Source organism: Mycobacterium sp. 134, assembly GCF_048282715.1.
Lineage (GTDB): Bacteria > Actinomycetota > Actinomycetes > Mycobacteriales > Mycobacteriaceae > Mycobacterium > Mycobacterium septicum.
Window position 1 is genome coordinate 6,723,129 of sequence record NZ_JBLVUN010000008.1, and the last position, 22,877, is coordinate 6,746,005.

The window sequence follows — 22,877 nt, forward strand, 5'->3', positions numbered from 1 at the left end:
TACCTCCTGTTGGTGAAAGCTTGATGCCAGCTATAACCGGACTGCGGTCCGATTATTCCCATTGGGTGTTTATGCAGTCAGGACAGCCGGGCCAGCGCGGCCTCGCGCGCCTCCGCGGCGGAGCCCGTGGCCAGGACCGCCTCGGCGGCGGCGCGGCACTGCTGCAGCGTCACCTGCACGATCCGTGAACCCACCGCGGCGATGGCCGCCGGCGCCATCGACAACGACGTCACACCCAAGCCCACCAACACGGCGGCCAACAATGGGTCGGCCGCGGCCTCACCGCAAACTCCGACGGGCTTGCCCGCCGCGGCGCCGGCGCGAGCGGCCATCTCCACCAGCGCCAGCACCGCGGGCTGCCACGGGTCGGTGAGGGCGGCCAGGTCGGCCGACATCCGGTCGGCGGCCATCGTGTACTGCGCGAGGTCATTGGTACCGATCGACAGGAAGTCGACGTGATCGAGAATCTTGTCGGCCAGCAGCGCCGCGGCGGGCACCTCGATCATCACGCCCGGCGTGAGCCCGTACGAACGCGCCTTGGCCGCAAAGTTTTTCGCCTCCGCTGCGGTGGCGATCATGGGCGCCATCACCCACGGCGGGTTTCCGGTGGCGTTGCCCGCAGCGGCTACGGCCTCGAGCTGGTGCTCCAGCAGGCCGGGATTTCCCTCGGCGATCCGGATGCCGCGCACGCCTAGTGCTGGGTTGGCCTCGTCGGGGTGACCCGCGAACTTCAGGGGCTTGTCCGAACCCGCGTCGAGAGTGCGGACCACGACCTTGCGGCCGGCGTACGCCTCGAGTACCTCGCCGTAGATCGTCGCCTGTTCCTCGACGGTCGGCTCGGTGTCGCGATTGAGGAAGCACAGCTCGGTGCGGAACAGACCGACGCCTTCTGCAGGGGTTTCGCGTGCCGCCTTGGCGGCCGCGCCGTCCTGGACATTGGCCAGGATCGCGACGGTGTGGCCGTCGGCCGTCGCACCCGGTCCGGTCCACTGCCGGGCCGCCAGGGCATTCCGTTGAGCTGTGTTCACGGCTTCGGCCGCAGCAGATGGGTCCGGGGCAGTGGTCACCGTGCCCGCTGTGCCGTCGAGCAGCACCATCGCACCGGCGGTAACCGAATCGAGCCCGCTCACGGCCACGACGCACGGAATCCCCAGCTGGCGGGCGATGATCGCCGTATGGCTGGTCGGCCCGCCGAGCGTGGTGGCCAGCCCGACCACCAACTGCGGATCCAGCCCCGCGGTGTCGGCCGGAGCCAGGTCCTCGGCGAACAGGATGGACGGGATATCCGGTAGCGGCACACCAGGTTCCGGGAGTCCGGACAGCTCGGCGATGAGCCGGTCGCGGATGTCGCGTAGATCGGTGACACGTTCGGCCATCAGCCCGCCGAGCTGCGTGAACAGGTCCACGAACTGATCGACGGCCTCCGACACGGCGCGAACGGCCGGCGCCCCCGCGGCAATCCGTTTGTCGGCGGCACCTATCCAGGCCCGGTCCTGGGCCAGCGTCGCGGTAGCGGCGAGCACCTCCGAGGCCGCCCCCGTAGCGTGCGCGGCCCGGTCTCGCAGCCGGGTGGCGACCTCCGTCACGGCGGCCGCGAAACGCCCCGCCTCGGCCGACCGGTCCGCCTCACCGATGTCACCGGCGGGGACCTGGATCTCCGGCAGCCTGCTGACCCGGATCACAGGTGCGTACTGCACACCCGGAACCACCGGAACCCCGCGCAAGACGGTGGGTGACGCAACCGACGATGTAGTGCCCATGTGAGACAGATTACAAGAAAGCGTTGACAAGTCAACACAGTCAAGCGTAAAACAACATATATCAACATTCGAACGGGCTCTAACCCACACAAACGGAGGCTCATGTACGCCGAGGAGCGCCAGCAGGCCATCGCCGCGCTGGTCATGAGCAGGGGCCGCGCCTCAGTCGCCGAACTGGCGCAGACATACGACGTCACCACGGAGACGGTCCGCCGCGACCTCGCCGTGCTCGACAAAGCCGGAGTCGTCCGCCGCGTGCACGGCGGTGCCGTGCCCACCCGCACACTGCACCTCGTCGAAGCCGGCGTCGGCGAACGCGACACCACCCGCGCCGCGCAGAAAGATGCCATCGCCGCGGCCGCAATCGACTTCTTCCCCCTCAGTGGTGCCAGCGTCCTGCTCGACGCCGGGACGACCACCGCCCGCGTCGCCTCCCAGGTGCCGACGGACCGTGAGCTCACGGTGGTGACCAACTCGGTGCCGATCGCCGGCCTCCTCGCCACGGTGCCGACCGTCACCCTGCAGTTGCTCGGCGGACGGGTGCGCGGCCTCACCCAGGCCGCCGTCGGCGAGCAGGTGCTGCGCGTGCTCGAAACCCTGCGGGTGGACATCGCGTTCATCGGCACCAACGCCGTCAGCGTGCGGCACGGGTTGTCGACCCCGGACACCGAGGAAGCGGCCGTCAAGCGGGCCATGGTGCACGCCGCGAATTACGTTGTGGTGGTGGCTGACTCATCGAAGGTCGGTGAAGAGGACTTCGTCAGTTTCGCCCCCATCGACAGTGTGGACACCCTGATCACCGACGACGAGATCTCCGATGCCGACCGCGCACTGCTCACCGAGCGCGGCGTCGAGGTGGTGATCGCATGATCATCACCGTCACCCCGAACCCGAGCCTGGACCGCACCGTCACCTTGGGATCGCCATTGACGCGCGGAGCGGTGCAGCGCGTCGACTCCGTCACCGTCGAACCCGGCGGCAAGGGCATCAACGTGGCCCGCGCCCTGACCTTGGCCGACGTGGCCGCCGAGGCCGTGTTGCCCGCCGCCGACTCCGATCCTCTGCTCGGAGCGCTGCTGACGCCTGGTGTGCCGTTCACCAACGTTCCGATCGCCGAACCCGTCCGTACCAACCTGGCCATCACCGAATCCGACGGCACGACAACCAAACTCAACGAACGTGGTGCCGTCGTGGATACCGACGCCCTGGAGGCGCTGACCCGCTGCGTGCTGGCCAAGGCGCAGGAAGCGTCCTGGGTGGTGCTGTCCGGGTCGCTGCCGCCCGGGATTCCGGACGACTGGTACGCGCAGGTGGTGTCGCTGCTGGCGCCCCTTGACTGCCGGGTTGCCGTCGATACCTCCGAGGCGCCGCTGGCCGCGCTGGCGGCCGGGTTCCAGGTGGCCGCGCCCGATCTGATCAAGCCCAACGCCGAGGAGTTGGCCGACCTGGCCGGCGTTCCGGCCGCTGGCCTGGACGACGCTGCCGCCCAGGGGGACATGTCGGCGGTGGTGGCCGCCGCCGACGCGCTCGTCTCGCGCGGTGTCGGCACGGTACTGGCCACGCTGGGCGCTGCCGGCGCCGTGCTGGTGAACAGTTCGGGCGCCTGGCTGGCCACACCACCGCCGATCGTTCCGCGCAGCACCGTCGGCGCGGGCGACGCCTCGTTGGCCGGCTACCTGCGCGCCGCCGTCGCCGGTGCCGAAGCCCCGCAACGACTGCAGATGGCCGTCGCCTACGGCAGTGCCGCCGCGGCGCTACCCGGATCGGCTCTGCCCGGCCCCTCCCAACTCGACCTCGACGCTGTCCGTACCCACCCCGTGAAGGTGCCACTATGACCCAACCGATCATCACCCCCGGTCTGGTCCTGCTCGACGTCGACGCGGGCGGTGACAAGGAAGCCGTCATCACCCGTCTCGTGGGCGCACTCGCGGACGCGGGCCGCACCGGCGACACCGACGGCCTGGTGGGTGCGGCGATGGCCCGTGAGGCCCAGTCCGCCACCGGGCTGCCCGGCGGGATCGCTATTCCGCACTGCCGCTCGCCGTACGTCGACACCCCGACGATCGGCTTCGCCGGCTCTCCCCCAAGGTCGACTTCGGCGCCCCGGACGGCCCAGCCGATCTGGTGTTCCTGATCGCCGCACCGGAATCCGGCGGGGCCGAGCATATGAAACTGCTGTCCAGCCTGGCCCGGGCGCTGGTTCGCAAGGACTTCGTGGCGTCACTGCGCGAGGCTGCGAGCATCGATGAGGTGGTGACGCTCGTCGACGGTGTCGTGAACCCGGCGCCTGCCACTCCCCCTGCCCCGGTGCCTGAACCCGTCGCTGAACCCGTCAAGGCCGTGTCGATCGTCGCGATCACGGCCTGCCCCACCGGCATTGCCCACACCTACATGGCTGCCGATGCGCTCAAGCAGGCCGCCGAGACCGCCGGCGTCGACCTCACGGTCGAGACTCAGGGCTCGTCGGGGAGCACGCCGCTGTCCGCGGCGACCATCGCCGCGGCCGATGCCGTCATCTTCGCCACCGACGTCGGGGTCAAGGACAAACAGCGCTTCGCCGGCAAGCCCGTCGTCGCCTCCGGCGTCAAACGCGCCATCAACGAACCCGACACCATGATCTCCGAAGCCGTCAGTGCCGCAAGCAATCCCAATGCTCCACGGGTGGCCGGCTCAGCCGAGGCCACTGCCGCTCCGGCCACGGCGGGCGACGTGGGCTGGGGTACCCGCACCCGGCAGATCCTGCTGACCGGCGTGAGCTACATGATCCCGTTCGTCGCGGCCGGCGGTCTGCTCATCGCGCTGGGCTTCCTCTTCGCCGGCTACGACATCGGCAATACCCCGGACGGTGCAGAACCGCTGGCCTATGGGATGAACTCGCTGGGCCACCACATCGCCGTCACCAACACCCTGGCGGACCTGCCGTCCGGTGGCCTGACGCAGTATCTCGGAGCGGTGCTGTTCACCCTGGGCGGGCTGGCCTTCATGTTCCTTGTCCCCGCCCTGGCCGGCTACATCTCCTTCGCGATCGCCGACCGGCCCGGCATCGCGCCGGGTTTCACCGCGGGCGCGGTGGCCGTGTTCGTCGGCGGTGGGTTCATCGGCGGCATCGTCGGCGGTTTGATTGCCGGGTTCGCCGCACAGTGGATCAGTTCCTTCAAGGTGCCGCAGTGGTTCCGGGGCCTGATGCCGGTCGTGGTGATCCCACTCGGCGCCTCGTTGATCGTGGGCCTGCTGATGTTCCTGCTGCTCGGGCGACCGCTGGCCGCGCTGACCACGGGCCTGACCAACTGGCTCAGCGGCATGACCGGAACCTCCGTCGTCATCCTCGGTGTCATTCTCGGGTTGATGATGTGCTTCGACCTCGGCGGGCCCGTCAACAAGGCGGCCTACGCGTTCGCCACCGCAGGCCTCAACGTCGCCGACCCCGCCACGCTCCGCATCATGGCGGCGGTGATGGCGGCCGGCATGGTGCCGCCGCTGGCGATGGCGCTGGCCTCGACACTGCGGCCGGGACTGTTCACCGAACCGGAGCGCGAGAACGGCCGCGCCGCATGGCTTCTCGGTGCATCCTTCATCTCCGAAGGTGCCATCCCGTTCGCCGCGGCTGATCCGCTGCGAGTGATCCCGTCGATGATGCTCGGCGGCGCGGTGACCGGCGGGCTGATCATGGCGTTCGACGTCACGCTCAAGGCACCGCACGGCGGCATCTTCGTGTTCTTCGCGATCGGCAACCTGCTGTGGTTCCTCGTCGCCCTCGCCTTGGGCACCATCGTCGCCGCGCTCGCAGTCATCACCGCGAAGCAGTTCGCCAAATCCACCGTCACCACGCCGGAAACCCCGGCGCTGGCCACCACCTAAGTCACAACCCTAAGGAGAAAACATGCCAAGCAAGACTGTCACCGTCGGTTCGGCCATCGGCCTGCACGCCCGCCCCGCCGCGATCATCGCCGAGGCTGTGGTGAACGCCGGAGTTCCGGTCACCCTGTCCATGGACGGCGGCGAGCCCGTCGACGCCGGTTCGGCCCTGATGATCATGACGCTGGGCGCCGGCAACGGTGCTCAGGTGACGGTCGAATCCGACGACGCCGACGCGTTGGCCACCGTTGCCGGGCTGGTGGAGCAGGATCTGGACGCGTAGCGGGCTGCCGGCGGCAATCGTGCGAATTCACGCTCCGTAAGACTGCTGTGGGCCACGCCCGTGAGAGTTCGAATAGCTCATCGCGTTGCGCACCGCGGCAAGCATGCCTTGGTAGGCGGCGATTTCGCGGTCAATGTGCTGGTTGAACGGAGCGCGAACATCGTCGACCCGCTTCCCCTTTGACCGCTTTTGCCTCTCAACGTAAGCGATGATGACCTCGCACCGGTCCGCCTCAGCCGCCAATTCTCCATACGGTGCGGACCAGATCCGATCGTTAGGCCAACGCGCCCAGAACATTGACGAATGAGTCATCAACTGGGCCATGTCCTTGTACGACCCCTTGCTGCTCCAGTAGTCGATCGAGCACATGAATACGCAGAATCCTATTGCCACACAGGCGATGATGAAAATCGCCGGCGCCGCCACTTCGGTGACGTGCCCCATGCCCAGAGCATCGTTCTGTGTGGCAGCCAGTAGGCGACCGGATGTCATAGTTGCCCGCTACCCGCGGCGACGTTCAACGCATCAGCCAACGAACTGGCCCAGCGGCGCGCTGCTGCAGATCGCCCCAGGGCATCTTGATCGCCGTCGCCGGAGCCGGCGCGGTCTTCGAGGAGGAGAACCAACTGCCAACTACGCACGGCCTCGGCCTCCAACTCCAGATACGTTGTGTGCCTTAGCCGGTCAGCCGGCCACCGAGTGCGAAACTCCTGTGATTCCTTTACCAATCGCGACTCGTAGGATCTCCGCCACGCGCTCATGAATCGAGCGAAGCCGAACATTGCCAGAGCTCCGAATCCAACCAAGCAAAGCACTGCGGCCGAGGACGCCAAGTACTCCTCTGGTGAGTCCGGCCAACTTCGTGCGGCGAGTACGGCCTCCGTCACCGACACACTGATCATGGGCGCAGTGTAAGGCAACTGCGGTGCAGCGGTAGCCAATGCCGCTGGCACTCAAGCGCTTTTGGCGCTCGGGCACCCACCGTCGTGTCTACGATCAAACCTTGGGCACACCGTTCGGCCAGACCGGCCGGGGAGTACCCACGATCGAGGGAGGCACGCCAGGCCCGGTGTTACTACTGCCCGCGCCGGACTGACTCGGCCCAGAGGAAACCATCTGTACCGCGGAGCGCTGACCAGACTTAGACCCTGAGTTCGGCGCACCCGCATCGGTTGCGTCGCTGTTCGGCAGCCCTTTGGCTGCGGCCCGGACGTCCTCAGCAAGGCTTTCGTACTGACTGACAGTCTTATTGATCAAGTCCGTCACTTCATTTATCCTCCGCTCCCCGACCTTCAGCAGAGTTGCATAGCCCCCCACAGTTTGGGCATACGACGCCAACATGGCCTTATCCCGTTGCCACGCCGAGTCCACGGCTTCCAGGCCTTGGTGTGCATCAAGGTGAAGCTGCTGAGACTGCGCTAGTACGTCCGCGACGGTTCGGTGGGCCTCGCGCAATTCGCGACGTTTGCTATCTAGCCGGGACCCTGCAATTCGCGCCTGGTCGCTGCCTGTCCCTTCCCAGTTCGGATGCGCCGGTGATTCCTCTGTGAATTCGGATGGAACGATATCCGGCGACATCATGGTGCCCAACAGTTGACGGGCACCAAGCAACACGCTGTCGGCTGGGTACATACCTCTAGTATCTCTCAGCGCTCCGGCACGCACGACGCCAGTTTTATCGGCGTCCCATGGGGCTGCCCCGCTTGATGGAAACGGGCTCAGCGGCTTGATCATCAGCCTCGTAGCGTCTGCAGAGCAACTTTGGGGCGTCGCTTCCACAACTATCGCCAACACCTCCGCCACCCGGCTGAACAACACCGTGGATATTTCGCGGGTGAACGACAACGCGCCCACAGTTAGCATTAATAGGCAACGACTGATCGTCTGGTTTGACTTTCAGTGATCGAGCAACGATGGAGCGAGCATGGCACTGTCCGTGGACACGAACAGTTTGACGAAATGCGCGGTTGAGTACGATCGGGTGGCTGCAGAGGTTAAATCAGCTTGCGCAGCGGATCCGTCGTTAACACAAGCAATTAAAGCGAGTCACGGACCTGCAGGAGCGGCACTTACTTCCGCATTTGATTACTTTCAGGCTGCATTGCAAACAGCCGGTACGCAGGTTGCTCAGCTGCACAGTGAACACGCAGACCGCCTTCGAATAGCGGCCGATCGGTACACAAGCGCTGACCAGGGTGGTGCGGACCGGATTTCCACGGCGGGCCAGGCATCCGAGTCTGGTCAAAGCTCCGGGGTACAGATGGTCTCTTCTGGGCCGAGTCAGTCCGGCGCGGGTAGTAGCAACACCGGGCCTGGCGTGCCTCCCTCGATCGTGGGCACTCCCCGTCCGGTCTGGCCGAACGGGGTACCGAAGGTATAGCGGTCGATCCAGTCCCGAGCCGAGGTGGTCAGCAGCGCCCAGCCGGCTAAAGGCGAGACGCCATAAACCAGGCTCGGAGTCGGCTTGGCTATGGACGCACGACCGGTAGGCCTTAGGAGACTATTTCTGGGGCCTTCCAGAGAACTTCCAGTCGTCATCCTCGACCCAGCACCGAGGGGGTGACCGCGGGGTCGAGACCGGCACTGACCGACGCCGTCATCGACCTCGTCTGCGCTGTAATCGGGCAACGCATCGAGCCCCGATCCATGATCGTCACCGGGCCGCACTCTCCGGCACGAATCCTCGCCCCTTGTCCAGCGCAACTCCAACTAACGACAAGAAGCGTTATCAGCCTCACCTGGGCACCCTTATGAATCTAATGTAGCCGCCGCTGCCATATGCAGCTGGCCCTGCTCGAAATCCGCCCCGACATGCACCGGAGCCGGACCCGCCGCGCCGCCGCCGGCAGCCGTGGCTTCCAGGTCAGGCGGCAGAGTCTTCGCGGCCTCGTCGTCTACGCCGGCGCCCGGCGGATCGGCCGCTCCACCCGCAGAATCTGCGGCGGGCGGGCCTCCTGCCTGGCCCTCCCCGAGCTCGTCGGTACCTTCGCCCGCCGTCTCGTCGTCGTCCTTCCCGTCATCCTTCTCGCGGCCGTCCCGGTCCTCACGGTCTTCGCCGTCGCGGTCGTCGGCGTCGGCGTCGGCGTCGGAGCCGACACTTCCCGACGCCTCGTCGAGCTGGGCGGTATCAGCGCCGCCGCTTCCCGGGTGCCCGGCCGCCTGACTGGCCATCTGTGCCGCCTGGGTCCCGCCCTGGGCCGCCGCCTGCGCGGCCTGCCCGGCGGCCTGCAACACACCGCCAAGGATTCCGCCGATCGGGCTGACCAATGAGCCCAGAATCCCGCCGAGAGCACCGGCAGCTTCGGCGGTCATGGCCGAGGACGGGGAGGCCCCCGCCGCCGCCGGTGACGGCATCGCAGGAGCCGATACCGGCGCCGACGAGCCTGTAGGCGTGCCACCGCCGCCACCAGCCGACGCTCCTCCGCCTCCGCCCGTCGAGCCACCGATCGAGCCCTCTGTCGAGGCACCCGGTGTCGTGGCCCCCGGATCGCCCGGTGCCTCTCGCTCCTGAGGGTCGTCGACCGGAGGCGCGAACTCCGCACCGGTCGGGCTGGCGCCGCCGGCCAGGGTCTCGTATTGCGTTGCTGCGGTGCGCAATACGGCCGCGTTCTGATCGACATGTCCGCGCAGGGTTCTCAGATCGCCGCTCGAGTCGCCGACGGCCTTGGCCACCATCGCGAATTCGGCCGACAGCTGAGCCGCCGTTCCGAAGCCCGGAATGATTCCCGCGCTCGTGGTCAGCAGGCTCATCGCGCCGAGCCAGTCGGAATGCCCGTCGAGGCTGTCGCGGGCGGCCGCGATCTGGCCGGCTTCGGCGGACAGCACCCCGGCCACCATGTTGTCCAACCCGAGCATCGTCTGAGCCCGGCCGACCTGCTCGGTGTTGCGGATGGCGTAGGCGCTGGCGCCGCCGCTGTTCCAACTGTCGTCCGGGAACGCCGAGGCGAGCACCTGCCCGACCGCGCTCACCTGGTCCGCCCCCTGACCGAGCCGTTGTCCGTTCTCCGGATCGCCGACCCCGGTGCTGTGCTTCATCGACTCGATGGTCTGCTGACCTGCGGCCAGGATGGGCGACCGGGCTGTTCTGATCAGCCGCTGGCCGATCTGCGAGGCGAAGAAGTTCGCGGTCTTCTGGCTGAGATCGGCGATTTGGCCGCCGAACTTGGCGGCCTGGTCGAGTTCGGCACCGACTGTGTTGCGGGCGATGAACTCGCCGACCTTGGCGGCGCGCTCCGTCCACTTGAGATTGTTCCCGATCACGCCTTTGCCGAAATCGGCAATATCCCCCAACAGTCCCATGCCCCGTGTCCCCTTCGCCGGAACAGAGATTACCAGCGCATCCGACCCGGTCAGCGCACCAATTTCGGCCCCCCAAGCGCACCGGCCACAGGGTCCGGGAACTCGCTCCGACCACTATTTATCGCAGCTGAGGGAATGTTTATTGCGGGGCCTGCCAGTGGGTTCTCACCGTGCTCGTGTGGCATGCGCGGCGCGACGATTCTGGGTTGGTTCTCGGTGTCCTCCCGACACATTCAACCGCCGTCCTGCCCGGTGCCGACGTTTGCCGACCGAATTTGCTATCCCGCAATTTCGGGTCGATTGCGGACGGATCGTGCAAGCCGGACGGGTTGTAGTCGATACTTGAGCACGGTCAAAGTTCCCTTGTGTGAGTTCCGGAGGAGATTCAGGCGTGCCCGACCCAGACGACACCTTGCGTAGAGAGCTCGGCTGGACGGGTCCGGAGGAATCGCACTTCGAACCCGATACCCGCCCGACCCGCCGGAAACCGCCCGAACCACCGTCGATACCCGGCCGTCCACCGGTCAATTTCGTTCCCTCGAAGGCGCCGGAGACCACCGATCCCGACGACTCGGGGCCCTCGCAGGGCGTTCCGACCGACCCCGACGCCGAGCGCGCCCGCACCACATTCCGGGAGGCGCCTCCCGCACCGCCGGCCCCGCCGCAGCAGCAGGCTCCACCTCCACCTCCGGCGCCGGCACCACCCCAACCTCCGCACGACGCCCGTCAAGCTCCTCCGAACCAGGCACCACCGAACATGGGCCAGCCGGATGCCCGGACCGATGTGTGGGAGCAGCATCCCCCGGGCTGGCAGCTTCCGTCGCAGCGGCCGCCCGGCCCCGGGGGTCCGCCGCAGCATCCCTACGGACCGCCACCCGGTCAGCCCTGGCCCGCCGAAGGCGGATTCGCCCAGGATCCCGGTGCGGTCGCACCGGCCGTACCCCCGCTGCCGACGGGCTCATACGCCGATCGCATCCGGGTCAACGACCTGGTGCCGCCCAAGCGTCAACCGCCGGGTAGTGGTTGGCGACTGTTCGTGTACCGGGCAACGTTCGGCCTGGTCAATCCCGGCCCGTCGCCCGAAGACCTTCGCCAGGCCGAGCTGGAGGCGAAGATCAAGGGCCTCCTGCGCGGCCACTACAAGGTCGGGGTCATGGGCAAGGGCGGGGTCGGCAAGACCACCGTCTCGGCCAGCGTCGGATCGATCTTCGCGCAGCTGCGTCAGGACGACCGCGTCGTGGCCATCGATGCCGACACGTCCTTCGGCAAGCTCGGCAGCCGCGTCGACCCTCAGGCCCAGAGCTCGTACTGGGAACTCGCCAACGACAAGCACCTTGACTCGTTCGCCGACGTGCGCAGCAGGGTCGGCAACAACGCCGCCGGACTGTTCGTCCTCGCAGGCGAGGGCACCCCGGCCCGCCGCCGGGTGCTCGACGCGGCCATCTACCGCGAGGCGACGACTCGGCTCGACAGACACTTCTCCATCTCGGTGGTGGACTGCAGCTCGACGATGGACTCACCGGTGACGCAGGAGGTGCTGCGCGATCTCGACGGCTTGATCGTGGTGTCCTCGCCATGGGTGGACGGCGCCGCCACGGCCGGCCAGACACTGGATTGGCTTGCCGCCCACGAGATGACGGACCTGCTGCAACGCACCGTCGTGGTGCTCAACGACTCCGACGGCCACGCCGACAAGCGGACGCGATCCATCCTGGCCGGACAGTTCTCAGGTCAGGGGCAGCGGGTGATCGAGGTGCCGTTCGACGGGCATCTTCGCCCCGGTGGCGTCGTCGATCCCCGGGAGATGTCGACACCGACCCGGCGCCGCTTCCTGGAGATCGCCGCTGCGCTGGCCGAGCACTTCCCGACCCACGACGAGCGGCGGGATCGCTAGCCGGAGCCGATCAGCGCATCGCGCCGATCAGTCCCTCCAGGGCATGGACTGCGGGGGCGTCGACGGGGTATTCAGCCTCGGCGCGGGCCACGGTGTCCTCGGAAACGCCTGCAGCCGTTGCGGTCTCACCGATCGTCAGATTGGCCTGCCGGCGGGCGGCGTACAGGCGCTGCCCGAGCGTGGCCCCGGGTGCGGTGGCCGCGAGGGTGGTCAGCACATCGATCTGGCGCCGCACCGCACTGAGCGCCTTGATCAGCGCGGGAGTCACCATGCTGAGCCGCGCCGCGCGGGCGGCCACGGCCTCGAGCTGACGCAGGTCAGCCAGCACTGACGTCACCCGCGGTGTGAACTCGGGTTCTCCGACGGCGGGCAATGTGGCGATTGTCGACTCGAGAGTGCTCACCGCTGTGAGGACCGCCTGGGCGATCAGCGGAACCTCTTCACTGGCCGGCGGCGTGGTCGTCAACGGCGGTTGTGCGGTGACGACGGTCGGTGGTTCCACGGGTGCCGGTGGAGGCGTCGTCGGATCGGGCACCGGCCCGCCTTGGCGCAGCCGGGCGATGGTGCCGGGCGGCCAGCGCAACACCTCTTCGAGCTTGAGCCGGGTGCGTTCGCGGGGCCAGCTGCGGCCCTTCTCGAACGCGATGAGAGCCCCGGCGTTGATGATCCCGTCGGCGGCGAGGCTGCGCTGGCTGATGTCGAGCTCGCGGCGTCTGGCGGCGGCTGCGGAACCAGCGCGGATGAGTCCGACATCGAACTCGCCCGTGGCGAGATCGTACTCAGCGTCGGTCATACGGGGCTGTTCCTCGCCGATGTGCTCAGCCTCAGCCGAAGTGCTGAAGCGGTTGCCGGGACCCGTCAATCCTAACCCCAGACCGAAGCACCGCTACACCTTGGGTTTTTTGTAGTTGTAGCAAACAACTCCGATGCTACGGCTTCTCCGCCGGACAAACCGTACACCTGCTACGGGTACATGAAGGTACCCATCGGTGTTCTGACGTGCGGTTTTAGATCTAAAGCGTCTTTCCGCTGGTGATTCGCCATCGTTACCAATGCAAATTTCCGTAGCGTTGCACCGCTGCGGTTCCAACCAAACTGTTGCATCGCTACGGTTCTTGCTATAGCGTTCCCCCCAACGCGGTACACACCGCAACAGAAGTCCTCTAACAGGAGCAGCAGCATGAACGCACTCATGGCCAACGGCATCCCGCTCGGCGTGTGCACCAGTGAGCCGGAGCGGTGGACCTCCACCCCCGACGATCAGGCGAAGGTCATCTGCCGCGAATGCCCGCGGCGTTGGCTGTGTGCCCGCGAAGCCTGCGAACTGCCCCGCGCCGAAGGACTTTGGGCCGGGATCATGGTTCCCGAGGGCGGCCGTGGCCGCAGCTTCGCACTCAAGCAGCTGCGCTCGCTGGCCGAGCGCAACGGCTACCCGGTGCGCAAGCTCGGCCTGGTCTTCCCAGAAGCCGCCTGATCCTCGCTCCCGCGCAACGCACCAGATCTTGTCTGGCCCTTGCGCTGCCGATTCGAGGGGACGGCAGGGCAGGGGCAGGTTTCCATCGGGGGAGGAATAGGGGCCCGGGGTGTGTGGTTACACCCGGGGACGGTGTCGGGCATTGCCCCGGGCCCCACACCAGAATCGTCGCTTCGAGCGACCACTCGCCGAGAGGCGCAGTGACGGCACCGTCCCCAAACTTCCCCTTTGACTACTGCTCGAGCGTGGCGACCACCGCATCGAGCAGGGCATCCACATCGTCCTCGGCGTAGCCGCGCTGGAACAGCGGCGGCTTGGGGAACGCGATGTTCCGGACATCGTCGGCACCGAGGTGCCCGCGTCCGTCGAGCCTCCGCGCGACCAGCGCGAGAAAGTCGTCCACGGACTTCTTGTCGTAACCCCTCTTCCCCAGCGGCGGCTTCGAAAACTCGGTGCTGCGAACATCTTCGGCAGTCAATCCCCCGGTCATGCGGGTCATGCTAATCGCGTCGGGTTCGCCCGAACGCGGTTACCGTGAGGTTCATGAGCAATACCGATACGGCGCCCGCCGAAGTCACCTGCGCCAATTCGGAGTTCACCGGTGTTCTGCACCCACGGGAGGTGCCGCTGGGCGGCCCCCGCGCGATGCTCGTCCGTCGCACCCTGCCGCAGCGGGACCGGTCCATGATCGGCGCCTGGTGTTTCGCCGACCACTACGGTCCCCACGATGTCCGAACCGCCGGCAGAGGCATGGATGTACCGCCCCATCCCCACACCGGATTACAAACGGTGAGTTGGCTTTTCGAAGGCCTGATCGAACACCGGGACAGCGCCGGAGTCCATGCCATGGTCCGGCCGGGTGAGCTCAACCTGATGACCGCCGGTGCCGGGATCTGCCACTCGGAGGTCTCGACGGCGGAAACGACGATCCTGCACGGCGTGCAACTGTGGGTGGCCCTGCCCGACGCCGCCCGCGACACCGACCGCGACTTCGCGCATTACGCGCCGCCGCCCCGGATCCTCGACGGCGCCACCCTGCGGGTGTTCCTCGGTCAGCTGGCCGATTCGAAGTCCCCGGTGCACACCTTCACCCCGCTGCTCGGCGCGCAGATCGACCTGGATCCGGACGCGGCGCTGACATTGGATGTCGACCCCGGCTTCGAACACGGGGTCCTGCTCGACCAGGGTGTGATCGAGGCGTGCGGCACCACGCTGGCAGTCGCCGACCTGGCCTACCAGGCGCCGGGGCCCGCACAACTGCGGTTGACCAACCTCGGCGACGAGCCGGCCCGGGCGATCCTGCTCGGCGGGCCGCCGTTCACCGAGGAACTGGTGATGTGGTGGAACTTCGTCGGCCGCAGCCACGACGACATCGCGACCTACCGCGACCTGTGGCAGGCGGGCGATGTCCGGTTCGGCGATGTGCAGGGTTACACCGGACGCGTCGCGCGGTTGCCCGCGCCGCCCTTGCCCAATGGGCGGCTCAAGCCGCGACCGCGGCCGACGGGCTAGGCGTTCAGATACTGTGCGGTGCTGCCGCCCACCGGCATCTCGGGAAGCCCGAGCTTGCGGTGGTCCCAGCTGCGCTGACGGCTGGGCACCACCCGCACCGCGATGCGGTTGTTCATCATCTGGTCGACGAACGGGCGCATCTCCTCGGTGTAGGGCCCGGTGTAGCGCTCCCACACGCTGATGCCCACGCGCAGAATCGTTTCCGGATCGTCGACGATCTCGGCGGTGCCGTCGATCGACACGCCGCGCAGCGTGTTGTACGTGTCGCCGTCCTCGATCATCACCGTGATCGTGGGGTCGCGGCGCAGGTTGACCGCCTTCTGCGACTTGGCCTTGGTCTCGAACCAGATCTCACCGTCGAGCACCGCGTACCACATGGCGACCAGGTGAGGTCGGCCGCTGGGCAGCACCGTGGCCATCGTCGCGGTCCGGCTGCGTTCGATGAATTCGGCGATCTCATCGTCGCTCATGACGATCTTCGTGCGCTCGTTCTTGCCCACCTGTCACCTCTCTGCTCGGTCAGCCCACCATAGCCACGGGGTCACCTGTCCCTGCGAACGCGGTCGGTAACCCGATTGGCCGGTTACAGCACGCCGAACTGCGAAGTCACCCAGCGCACCGGATCCACGCACCGGAATGGGGCAATACCCCTGGCGTGCAGACGATTTCCGTTGGGCGGATGTCCGAGCGCGGACACCGCGAAGTACCGGCTGGCCAATCGCGCGCCCAGAGCCGGGTTCTCCACGCCCGCGACGATCGCACCGCCGTGCAGGCGGACCAGCAGGCTGCGCACCTCCTGGTCGAGCAGCTGACCGTCGACGTCGTCGTACTGCTTGCCGTCGGAGGTGTCTCGCAGGAAGGCCGCTCCCCCGTTCGACATGACCAGAGCCCATTCCGAACCCTGCACGTCCCGCAGCGCACGCAGCACGTCGAACTTCGACAGGATCACCGCCAACTTGGGCTGGCCGGGGTTGACCGCCAACAGCAGATTGCCCAGTACCGAACGCGGTTCCCCACCGCTGAACGGCTGGGGCGGCAGCAGATCCTGCAGCTGATCGCGGATGGCCTTGACCCGCAAGGGGTCGAACATGAAGAACACCCCGTCGGCGTGGCCGAAGAACTGGAACGGCGGCGCCCGCAGGTCACCGTTCTCCAGATCCTCGCCCGCCACGTCGCGCAGCACCAGGAACCGGCGTACCCCGTGCCAGACACCGATCGAGAACACCAGTGGCTCACGCTGATTCGGGGCCTGGGTGTGCACCGTCGGAGTGGGCGGCAACAGGCCCCGATGGACGTACAACGGCCCCTCGTAGTTGGTGGCGTAGTTCTGTGCGGTGGCCCGGGTGACCGGTTCCATCACCACGCCGAAACGCTCACACAGCAATTCCAGCTGCTTGACGAGCACCGCGATGTACAGGCTCTTGCCCGTCGCGCGCGCACCGGCCAGCGCGATGCAGATGGCGTGCCCCTCGCGGAAGCCGTCGGGAAGGGTGAAGTGGCAGACCGGGCACACCTCCACCGCAGGTCCCTGCAGCGCCCGGCTGGCCTCAGACGTCGGCGGCGGCGGGCCGTTGTAGCCGGGCGTGCGGGTCCACGTGTAGAGCGGACCGCAATCGGCGGGTGCACCGACGTAGGCCGAAGCGACGTCGTCGCGGTATCGCGTGCCGCCGGCCTGGGCGGGCAGCGTCCACAGGTGGTTGCTCGGGCTCAACGGGGTGAAGCAACGTGGGCACTTGCTCATGTCAGCCCCGGCTCCCCCTCAGTCGCTCCGCCAGCGACGGGTGCTCGCCCCGCCGCGTCAGCAGCCTGTTCACCATTTTGCGGTATCCGCGCATCGTCCCCTCAGAGGAATCGCCCGACAACTGCGCCATCAACACCACCACGGATTCCGCGTCGGCGCCCACCATGGTGGCGGCCACCTGTCCGGCCAGCACACCCGCGAGCTGATCCACCGGGTCGAGGGCATGTCCGGCGCCCTCGGCCGCCGCGGTGCGGAGCAGGCTGAGCGCCACCACCGTCACGGGTGCCAGCTGGCCACCGTCGACGAGGGGCAGCACCCGGGCGACCGCCTGTGTGCCATAACCGGTTTCGGCGGCCAACGCGTTGCAGGCCTGCGGATACGGCTGACCCGCGAGCACGCCCAACAGCGCGAACGCGAGCAGCCGTACCGCGAAATCCGGGTGCACGGACCGCGGCTCCAGTCCGGCCAGCACCTGATCCCACAGCGGTACATACGAACTCTGGTGGGTGTGCAGATAACGCTGATGCAGCCACTCCCGCGGCTCGATGTGGCGGACGGCCGCACAGGCCACCGCCACGTTGTCGCCGTTGTCCTCGATGACCTTGCCCGCCAACAGCTGCAACGCGGCCGAGTCCGCGGCCCCTACCAGGGTGCGCAACGCAGCCATCCTGGGCAGCGGATCGGCACCGATGGCCAGCAGCAGGTCCGACGGATCCCAGACCGACACCGCTGCGGCGGCCGCGAAGTTCGCCGGCTCGGTGGTGCGCAGCCACCACAGCTGGGCACCGAGGTCACCCGTGTCTTGCGGTCCGCGCCGTCGTGACCGCAGCCCGCGCAGCGCAGCGCGGATCCACACCGGATCCCCGGGCCGGGCCACCGCGAGCTCCGCCGGCTCCGGGACCGGAGCCGCCTCGGCCAGCCAGTCCAGTACGTCGTCGTCGATGGCGCTGCCCTCGGGGTCGACGTCGTGCAGCAACCAGGCCCCCAGCGACAGCCGGTCCGCGGCACCGATGCGTGTGCGTACCCCTGGATCGGCCAGGCCGGGCAGCACACCGTCGACCAGGGCCACCTGCAGCCGGTCGTCGGCGACCCCGGCCCGCAACAGCAGGTCAACAACCCGCAGCAACCGGTCAGGACCCTGCCTCCGGCTGTGTTCCAGGGCAGGGCCGATGGCGACCCGCAGCGACGAAGGTATTGGTTTCCCGTGAAACGTTCTCGGCCCCAACGGGATTGGTCCGCTTTGGGTCATCCAGGCGTCGTCGGCGATGGCCCGGGAGAAGTACGTGGCATCGGCGAGCGCGGCTCCCGCCCCATCCCGCAACTCGTGCACCACCCGCCACGCATCGGCCGTCGTGGCACCGATCGCGGCCGAGAGCACATCGGCGATGATGTGCGCGGCTTCGGATCCGACCAGGGCACCCGACGGGGAATGCGCGGCGATCACCTCATGGGCCTCGACCTGCGCGTCGGCGAATTCCTGATGCCCGGCCACCGCCATGGCCATCGGCCACGCCGGGTGCAGCCCGTCATCGCGCACCTGGCTCGACAGCGTGTCGATGTCGTCGAGCACCCGCCGGGCCGAGGCCACGTCGAGCAACACCACCTGCGCCATCACCGACCACCGGGTCACCTCGACGCGGTGGCCGCCCGCGGTGCGGTGCGGATCGCCACCGAGCTCACCCAGCGACACGGTCTCGGATTCGCTGATCACGACCATGCCGGGTTCGACCGCGGCGAGATCCTCGATCGGAACTGCGCTGAGCACCTGCCCGTTGTGCGGCGCGACCTGCTCCGCGCGATCGAAGGTGGAGAAGCTCAGCGCCGCAGCGGTGCCCGGCGACATCAGGAAACTCACCAGGCCGATCCACTGCGCTGCCGCATCCGGGGACCGCACCCCCAGCACCACCGGCGGGCCGCCGGCCAGCGCCGCGGCCACTGCATCCAGCAGCGCGAACAATGTCGCCAACCGCCAGGTGACGGCATCCAGCGCGAAGGCCACCACGCTGTCCTTGGTGACCGCGCTGCCGAGCTCCGGCGGGCTCCCGGGCAGCGCGGCACGGGCCACCGCGGCCGCGCCGAAAGGCTGCAGCCAGTGCGACGACCGCCACCGCTGGATGGCCCGGTGGCGGGGATGGGTGTCGGGCGCACGGTCCAGCAGCGCGTGGGCGAAGACGTTGCCCGGCCGGCCCGTGCTGTCCGACCCGGCCGGGAAGGTGTGCCAGTAGCCGGCGCCATCGCCGAGGTGGCGGTAGGCCAGCCGGCGCGGGCCGTGCTCGAGCTGCTCGGGGGTCGGGAAATCGGGCATCTCACCCACCGGACGGAACACCGTGCGCACCCCGGCGATCAACGCCTGTGTCTCCGCCGGCGTCAGACCTCCGCTGGTTTCCTTGACCTGCCAGCCGCCGACAGTCCCAACAGCGTCGAACGACGTATAGGCGAGCTGGCCGTAGCGCGACGTCATAACACCGTCGCGGTGAGCTGCAAGGTCTGCACCGGCGGGTCCAGCAGTGCCAGGGTTCGCAGCTGGGCCGGATCGGGGATGTTGAGGAACAGCCGGATCCAGCCGTGCAGGCCGCTGACGTTGGCGGCCCACAGTTCGCCACTCCCCGACGCCGTCAACGCCGTCCAGCGCAACTGCTTCGACGGCTGGTCCGCCAGCTGCCCCTGCGCGTCCAGCGGCGCCACATCGACCGGCTGGCCGTCGTGCACGCTCAACGGCATCCGCTGCGGGTTGTTGACCAACACGAACGACGGCGAGCCCGGAATGTCATATTCCGAACGCACGGCGACGGTCGCTGTGTTGGGGAAACCGTTGGGATCACGCCCGATTCGCACCGCGTACTGCAGCCGCAGCATGCCCGGGTACTCGATGCTGGCCACCGGCCCGGTCACCCGTCGCCCACCGGAGAACGCCACCGGCGCCAAGTGCAGCGAGCATCCACCCACCGGAAGTGCGCCGGTCAGGTGCATGCCGCCGTATTTCTCGTAGTCCTCGAGCGAGATCTCGAAGGACCTGCCGGTCAAGCCGGCCCGGGGGTCATAGCCCTTGGCCGCCAAGGTCACCACCACGCCTGCAGCTCCGTCGGGCCACTCGAAGGTCAGCACCTGTTTGTTGCAGTACTCGGCGAGTTCGATTTCGCGGATCGTGCCGGTGCGCACCGCCGATACGGTGCGGCCCAGCACGGCCCGGCCTCCGAGGATGGTTACCGGGGTGAGGTAGGCCCGGCTCCAGCCCCGTGGCCAGGGCACCCCGGTCATCAGCGTGCGGTGGCTGCCGTCGGGTAGTGCCCGATCGGTGACCGAGTGCTGCAATCGCAGGTCCGGGGTGAGCCCGACCTGCTCGAGCGCGTTCTCGGGTAGCTCGGTCGAGACCCCGCCTGCGCTCGGGCCGGTCTGGCTGAGGTAGACGGCCACCTCTGCTCCGGGAGCGGCCCACGACACGTCGAACGACTCACCGTCGAGACTCGTGTCGACCGAGATGTCGGTGACCGCGGCGAGCACAGCCGACACCTCGACGTCGACATCGGCGGGCTCCGAGAACAGCACGGCGTCGTCGACGGCGACCGCGCAGCGCACCCGGTAGCGGTAGCGCATGCCCCGGGCCGCGCCGGAGTCGACGAAACCGGTGCGGTGCTCGCCTTCGGCCAGGATCCGGTAGCGCGACTCGTCGATCCCGGTTTCATCGGCGGCATCGCGCGGGATGCGGTACACGTGCACCGAACTCGTCGCGGCCGGTTCCGTCCACTGGCCGATCACCAGCCCGTTGTCCTCCCGGATGGACACGTCACCGGGTGGCGCGACGAACACCCCGCCGGCATGCAATACCGGCCGGGTGCTCAGGGCATCCGCGCGCGACGTCCCGGTGATGACCCAGACCTGGTAATAACGCACCGGGCCGGTCAGGGGCCGGTCGTCGCTGGCGGCCGACAACGGCGTCGCCGCGACGAGGTCGGCGTTCTCCGGGGACTTCGGCGCCCGGTCTTCGCCACTGACCACCCGGTACAGGACCACTCCCCCGTTGGCCTGGTAGTCGGGCCAGCTCAGGTCCACGACGTCGGGACGGGATTCGCCGTGGCGGAACGCGATCGCGTGCACGTCGACGACAGCAGGTGGCGCCGGCGCCGATGGGCTGTCCGGAGCTCGGTTTTCCAGCTCGGCCAGCACGCGGGCCATCGCGTCGGCGTGTTCGGCCACCGAACCCGGCAGCATCTCGCGGATCTGCTCGACATCGGTACGGCCGGACTTGAGGACGAGACGCAGATGCGCCTCTTTGAAACTGCGGGCCGCGACCGCGCCGGAGTCGACCAGCTGCTGACGCCAGGCCAGCAGCGGCGCCAAGCGGGGATCCGCGTCGTCGGGATCGTCGACGGGATACAGATCGGGCATCAGAACACCAAATCCCCGCCGGAGTGATTGCTGCGCATCACGTACTCCGGCAGCTCGAACAGCGCGAACTCCTGAGGTGCCAGGCCGACACTGGCCTGCACACCCGGAAACGCTACCGCAGCGGCCGCCGGGTGACCGTCACATGGTGAGCCGGGCCGACGCGCTGGGGTTGTGCGCCACCACATGTGTCCGGCACATTCGGATGGACCGCGATCCGAGGGGGGACATGTCTTCTGCCAGCGACGACGTATGGGAAGTGATGTCGACATCGCGGACCATCCGGCGGTTCACCGATGAACCGGTCGACGACGCCACCCTGACCCGCTGCCTGCAGGCCGCGGCGTGGGCACCGTCGGGGGCGAACGCGCAGGCCTGGCGGTTCGTGGTGCTGCGCTCGGCGGAGCAGCGCGCGGTCGTGGCGAAGGCCGCCGCGCAGGCGCTGGCCGTCATCGAACCCGTCTACGGCATGACCCGGCCGGCCGAGGACGACGCCGGCCGGCGGGCCAGGACCGACCGCGCCACCTATGAATTGCACGACCGGGCAGGCGAGTTCACCTCGGTGCTGTTCACCCAGCAGCGCTTCCCCACCGCCTCCGAACTGCTGCTCGGCGGATCGATCTTTCCTGCCATGCAGAACTTCCTGCTCGCGGCCCGGGCTCAGGGCCTGGGCGCCTGCCTGACCAGCTGGGCCTCCTACGGCGGGGAACAGCTGCTGCGCGAGGCCGTCGGGGTGCCGCAGGACTGGATGCTGGCCGGCCACGTCGTGGTGGGCTGGCCGCGCGGATCCCACGGCCCGGTGCGCCGGCGCCCCGTCGGTGAACTGGTCTGCATGGACCATTGGGACAACCCGGCGTCCTAGGCTCGATCCATGGGTCCGGCACCTGCACTGATGCCCGCGGCGTTCATCGGCCACGGCAGCCCGATGAATGCGCTCGAGTCCAATCGCTTCACCTCGGCATGGCGCAGTTTCGGGCAGGCCGTGCCGCGACCCCGCGCGATCCTGGTGATCAGTGCGCACTGGTACATCAACGCCACCGCGGTCACGGCGATGCCGCGCCCACGCACCATCCACGACTTCTACGGGTTCCCGCGCGAGCTGTTCGACGTCGAATACCCGGCGCCGGGGTTGCCGGAGCTGGCCGAGGAGGTCAGCGACGTGGTGCACCCGACCTGGGTGGGCGCCGACGTGGACAGCTGGGGTATCGACCACGGCACCTGGTCGGTGCTGGTGCATGCCTTTCCCGACGCGTCCATCCCCGTTGTGCAACTGGCGATCAACGCCAACGAACCGGCCGAGTACCACCTGCGCCTCGGGGCGAAACTGGCGCCGTTGCGCGAGCGCGGCGTGCTGATGGTGGGCAGCGGCAACATCGTGCACAACCTCGCCGGGATGGACCCCGGGAAGCCCGAGGATGGCTTCACCTGGGCCGAACGCTTCGACGATGCCGCCCACGAACAACTCATCCACTCCCCCGCCGATGTCCTCACCCTCGAGGCGCACCCCGACTATGCGGCCGCCGTTCCCACCCCGGACCACTTCATCCCGATGCTGTACTTCGCCGGGCTCGCCGGTGCCGCAGCGGATTCCACCCGCTCGGTCGACGCCATGGTCAGCGGCTACACCTACGGGTCGCTGTCGATGACGTCTTACCTGCTGCGTTGAGGCGGTTGAT

18 protein-coding genes and 1 pseudogene are annotated in these 22,877 nt (G+C 68.1%); 10 read left to right on the forward strand and 9 right to left on the reverse strand.

The window, feature by feature from the left end; translation table 11 throughout:
* Positions 1-77: 77 nt before the first annotated feature.
* Positions 78-1,760, reverse strand: coding sequence for a phosphoenolpyruvate--protein phosphotransferase (gene ptsP, locus ACNQVK_RS36895; RefSeq protein ID WP_418033819.1), 1,683 nt, complete (start codon positions 1,758-1,760; stop codon positions 78-80).
* 102 nt (positions 1,761-1,862) lie between these two features.
* Here ptsP and ACNQVK_RS36900 point away from each other — a divergent pair, with 102 nt between their 5' ends.
* The 4 genes and pseudogenes from ACNQVK_RS36900 (at position 1,863) to ACNQVK_RS36915 (ending at position 5,898) form a co-directional block, all read left to right on the forward strand.
* A complete protein-coding gene (locus ACNQVK_RS36900; protein ID WP_418033821.1) occupies positions 1,863-2,630 on the forward strand; it encodes a DeoR/GlpR family DNA-binding transcription regulator in 768 nt (255 codons plus the stop codon).
* The gene (locus ACNQVK_RS36905; RefSeq protein WP_418033823.1) at positions 2,627-3,595 is read left to right on the forward strand and encodes a 1-phosphofructokinase family hexose kinase; all 969 of its coding nucleotides are present in this window, start codon (positions 2,627-2,629) and stop codon (positions 3,593-3,595) included. Before ACNQVK_RS36900 ends, ACNQVK_RS36905 begins: the two co-directional genes overlap by 4 nt.
* Positions 3,592-5,618: pseudogene (locus tag ACNQVK_RS36910) on the forward strand (PTS fructose transporter subunit IIABC). Before ACNQVK_RS36905 ends, ACNQVK_RS36910 begins: the two are co-directional and overlap by 4 nt.
* Positions 5,619-5,640: 22 nt before the next feature.
* Positions 5,641-5,898 (forward strand): HPr family phosphocarrier protein, encoded by a 258-nt coding sequence (locus ACNQVK_RS36915; RefSeq protein ID WP_029110534.1) that lies wholly within the window; start codon positions 5,641-5,643, stop codon positions 5,896-5,898.
* A gap of 27 nt (positions 5,899-5,925) precedes the next feature.
* On the opposite strand, the gene ACNQVK_RS36920 is transcribed toward ACNQVK_RS36915, so the two are convergent.
* Complete coding sequence (locus ACNQVK_RS36920) at positions 5,926-6,342, reverse strand: hypothetical protein (protein WP_418033825.1); 417 nt, start codon at positions 6,340-6,342, stop codon at positions 5,926-5,928.
* A gap of 1,480 nt (positions 6,343-7,822) precedes the next feature.
* Here ACNQVK_RS36920 and ACNQVK_RS36925 point away from each other — a divergent pair.
* Positions 7,823-8,278, forward strand: coding sequence for a type VII secretion target (locus ACNQVK_RS36925; RefSeq protein ID WP_418033827.1), 456 nt, complete (start codon positions 7,823-7,825; stop codon positions 8,276-8,278).
* 368 nt (positions 8,279-8,646) lie between these two features.
* On the opposite strand, the gene ACNQVK_RS36930 is transcribed toward ACNQVK_RS36925, so the two are convergent.
* Positions 8,647-10,197, reverse strand: coding sequence for an EspA/EspE family type VII secretion system effector (locus ACNQVK_RS36930; protein ID WP_418033829.1), 1,551 nt, complete (start codon positions 10,195-10,197; stop codon positions 8,647-8,649).
* A 391-nt stretch (positions 10,198-10,588) separates the two neighbouring features.
* On the opposite strand from ACNQVK_RS36930, the gene ACNQVK_RS36935 reads away from it, so the two are divergent.
* The gene (locus ACNQVK_RS36935; protein ID WP_418033831.1) at positions 10,589-12,091 is read left to right on the forward strand and encodes a MinD/ParA family ATP-binding protein; all 1,503 of its coding nucleotides are present in this window, start codon (positions 10,589-10,591) and stop codon (positions 12,089-12,091) included.
* A gap of 10 nt (positions 12,092-12,101) precedes the next feature.
* Here ACNQVK_RS36935 and ACNQVK_RS36940 read toward each other — a convergent pair whose 3' ends face one another.
* Positions 12,102-12,884, reverse strand: a complete 783-nt coding sequence (locus ACNQVK_RS36940) for a transcriptional regulator (protein WP_418033833.1) — start codon at positions 12,882-12,884, stop codon at positions 12,102-12,104.
* 387 nt (positions 12,885-13,271) lie between these two features.
* On the opposite strand from ACNQVK_RS36940, the gene ACNQVK_RS36945 reads away from it, so the two are divergent.
* Complete coding sequence (locus tag ACNQVK_RS36945; protein WP_418033835.1) at positions 13,272-13,565, forward strand: WhiB family transcriptional regulator; 294 nt, start codon at positions 13,272-13,274, stop codon at positions 13,563-13,565.
* A 232-nt stretch (positions 13,566-13,797) separates the two neighbouring features.
* Here the strand turns inward: ACNQVK_RS36945 and ACNQVK_RS36950 are convergent, their stop codons facing one another.
* Entirely contained in the window at positions 13,798-14,064 is a 267-nt protein-coding gene (locus ACNQVK_RS36950) for a DivIVA domain-containing protein (RefSeq protein WP_418033837.1), read from the reverse strand.
* 44 nt (positions 14,065-14,108) lie between these two features.
* Between ACNQVK_RS36950 and ACNQVK_RS36955 the strand changes: the two genes are divergently transcribed.
* Positions 14,109-15,077 carry a pirin family protein gene (locus ACNQVK_RS36955; RefSeq protein ID WP_418033839.1) on the forward strand — a complete coding sequence of 323 codons (969 nt, stop codon included), beginning with the start codon at positions 14,109-14,111 and terminating at the stop codon, positions 15,075-15,077.
* On the opposite strand, the gene ACNQVK_RS36960 is transcribed toward ACNQVK_RS36955, so the two are convergent.
* From ACNQVK_RS36960 to ACNQVK_RS36975, 4 genes are all read right to left on the reverse strand, one after another.
* On the reverse strand, positions 15,074-15,577 hold the full coding sequence (locus tag ACNQVK_RS36960) for a pyridoxamine 5'-phosphate oxidase family protein (RefSeq protein WP_044514376.1): 504 nt from the start codon (positions 15,575-15,577) through the stop codon (positions 15,074-15,076). The genes ACNQVK_RS36955 and ACNQVK_RS36960 overlap by 4 nt on opposite strands.
* An 83-nt stretch (positions 15,578-15,660) precedes the next feature.
* A complete protein-coding gene (locus ACNQVK_RS36965) occupies positions 15,661-16,818 on the reverse strand; it encodes a hypothetical protein (RefSeq protein ID WP_418033841.1) in 1,158 nt (385 codons plus the stop codon).
* Position 16,819: 1 nt separating this feature from the next.
* Positions 16,820-19,279, reverse strand: coding sequence for a hypothetical protein (locus tag ACNQVK_RS36970; protein ID WP_418033843.1), 2,460 nt, complete (start codon positions 19,277-19,279; stop codon positions 16,820-16,822).
* Positions 19,276-21,204: a hypothetical protein gene (locus ACNQVK_RS36975; RefSeq protein WP_418033845.1), complete on the reverse strand. Its 1,929-nt coding sequence runs from the start codon at positions 21,202-21,204 to the stop codon at positions 19,276-19,278. The genes ACNQVK_RS36970 and ACNQVK_RS36975 overlap by 4 nt, the downstream gene beginning before the upstream one ends.
* A gap of 226 nt (positions 21,205-21,430) precedes the next feature.
* Between ACNQVK_RS36975 and ACNQVK_RS36980 the strand changes: the two genes are divergently transcribed.
* Entirely contained in the window at positions 21,431-22,063 is a 633-nt protein-coding gene (locus tag ACNQVK_RS36980) for a nitroreductase family protein (RefSeq protein WP_418033847.1), read from the forward strand.
* Positions 22,064-22,093: 30 nt separating this feature from the next.
* Positions 22,094-22,867, forward strand: coding sequence for a 4,5-DOPA dioxygenase extradiol (ygiD, locus tag ACNQVK_RS36985; protein WP_418034580.1), 774 nt, complete (start codon positions 22,094-22,096; stop codon positions 22,865-22,867).
* Positions 22,868-22,877 lie beyond the last annotated feature (10 nt).

Coding starts and splice junctions, on each gene's coding strand:
- ptsP (WP_418033819.1), bottom strand. CDS start 1,760: ATGGGCACTACATCGTCGGTTGCGTCACCCACCGTCTTGCGCGGGGTT.
- ACNQVK_RS36920 (WP_418033825.1), bottom strand. CDS start 6,342: ATGGGGCACGTCACCGAAGTGGCGGCGCCGGCGATTTTCATCATCGCC.
- ACNQVK_RS36965 (WP_418033841.1), bottom strand. CDS start 16,818: ATGAGCAAGTGCCCACGTTGCTTCACCCCGTTGAGCCCGAGCAACCAC.
- ACNQVK_RS36925 (WP_418033827.1), top strand. CDS start 7,823: ATGGCACTGTCCGTGGACACGAACAGTTTGACGAAATGCGCGGTTGAG.
- ACNQVK_RS36905 (WP_418033823.1), top strand. CDS start 2,627: ATGATCATCACCGTCACCCCGAACCCGAGCCTGGACCGCACCGTCACC.
- ACNQVK_RS36950 (WP_418033837.1), bottom strand. CDS start 14,064: ATGACCCGCATGACCGGGGGATTGACTGCCGAAGATGTTCGCAGCACC.
- ACNQVK_RS36915 (WP_029110534.1), top strand. CDS start 5,641: ATGCCAAGCAAGACTGTCACCGTCGGTTCGGCCATCGGCCTGCACGCC.
- ACNQVK_RS36970 (WP_418033843.1), bottom strand. CDS start 19,279: ATGACGTCGCGCTACGGCCAGCTCGCCTATACGTCGTTCGACGCTGTT.
- ACNQVK_RS36955 (WP_418033839.1), top strand. CDS start 14,109: ATGAGCAATACCGATACGGCGCCCGCCGAAGTCACCTGCGCCAATTCG.
- ACNQVK_RS36900 (WP_418033821.1), top strand. CDS start 1,863: ATGTACGCCGAGGAGCGCCAGCAGGCCATCGCCGCGCTGGTCATGAGC.
- ACNQVK_RS36940 (WP_418033833.1), bottom strand. CDS start 12,884: ATGACCGACGCTGAGTACGATCTCGCCACGGGCGAGTTCGATGTCGGA.
- ACNQVK_RS36975 (WP_418033845.1), bottom strand. CDS start 21,204: ATGCCCGATCTGTATCCCGTCGACGATCCCGACGACGCGGATCCCCGC.
- ACNQVK_RS36945 (WP_418033835.1), top strand. CDS start 13,272: ATGAACGCACTCATGGCCAACGGCATCCCGCTCGGCGTGTGCACCAGT.
- ACNQVK_RS36930 (WP_418033829.1), bottom strand. CDS start 10,197: ATGGGACTGTTGGGGGATATTGCCGATTTCGGCAAAGGCGTGATCGGG.
- ACNQVK_RS36980 (WP_418033847.1), top strand. CDS start 21,431: ATGTCTTCTGCCAGCGACGACGTATGGGAAGTGATGTCGACATCGCGG.
- ygiD (WP_418034580.1), top strand. CDS start 22,094: ATGCCCGCGGCGTTCATCGGCCACGGCAGCCCGATGAATGCGCTCGAG.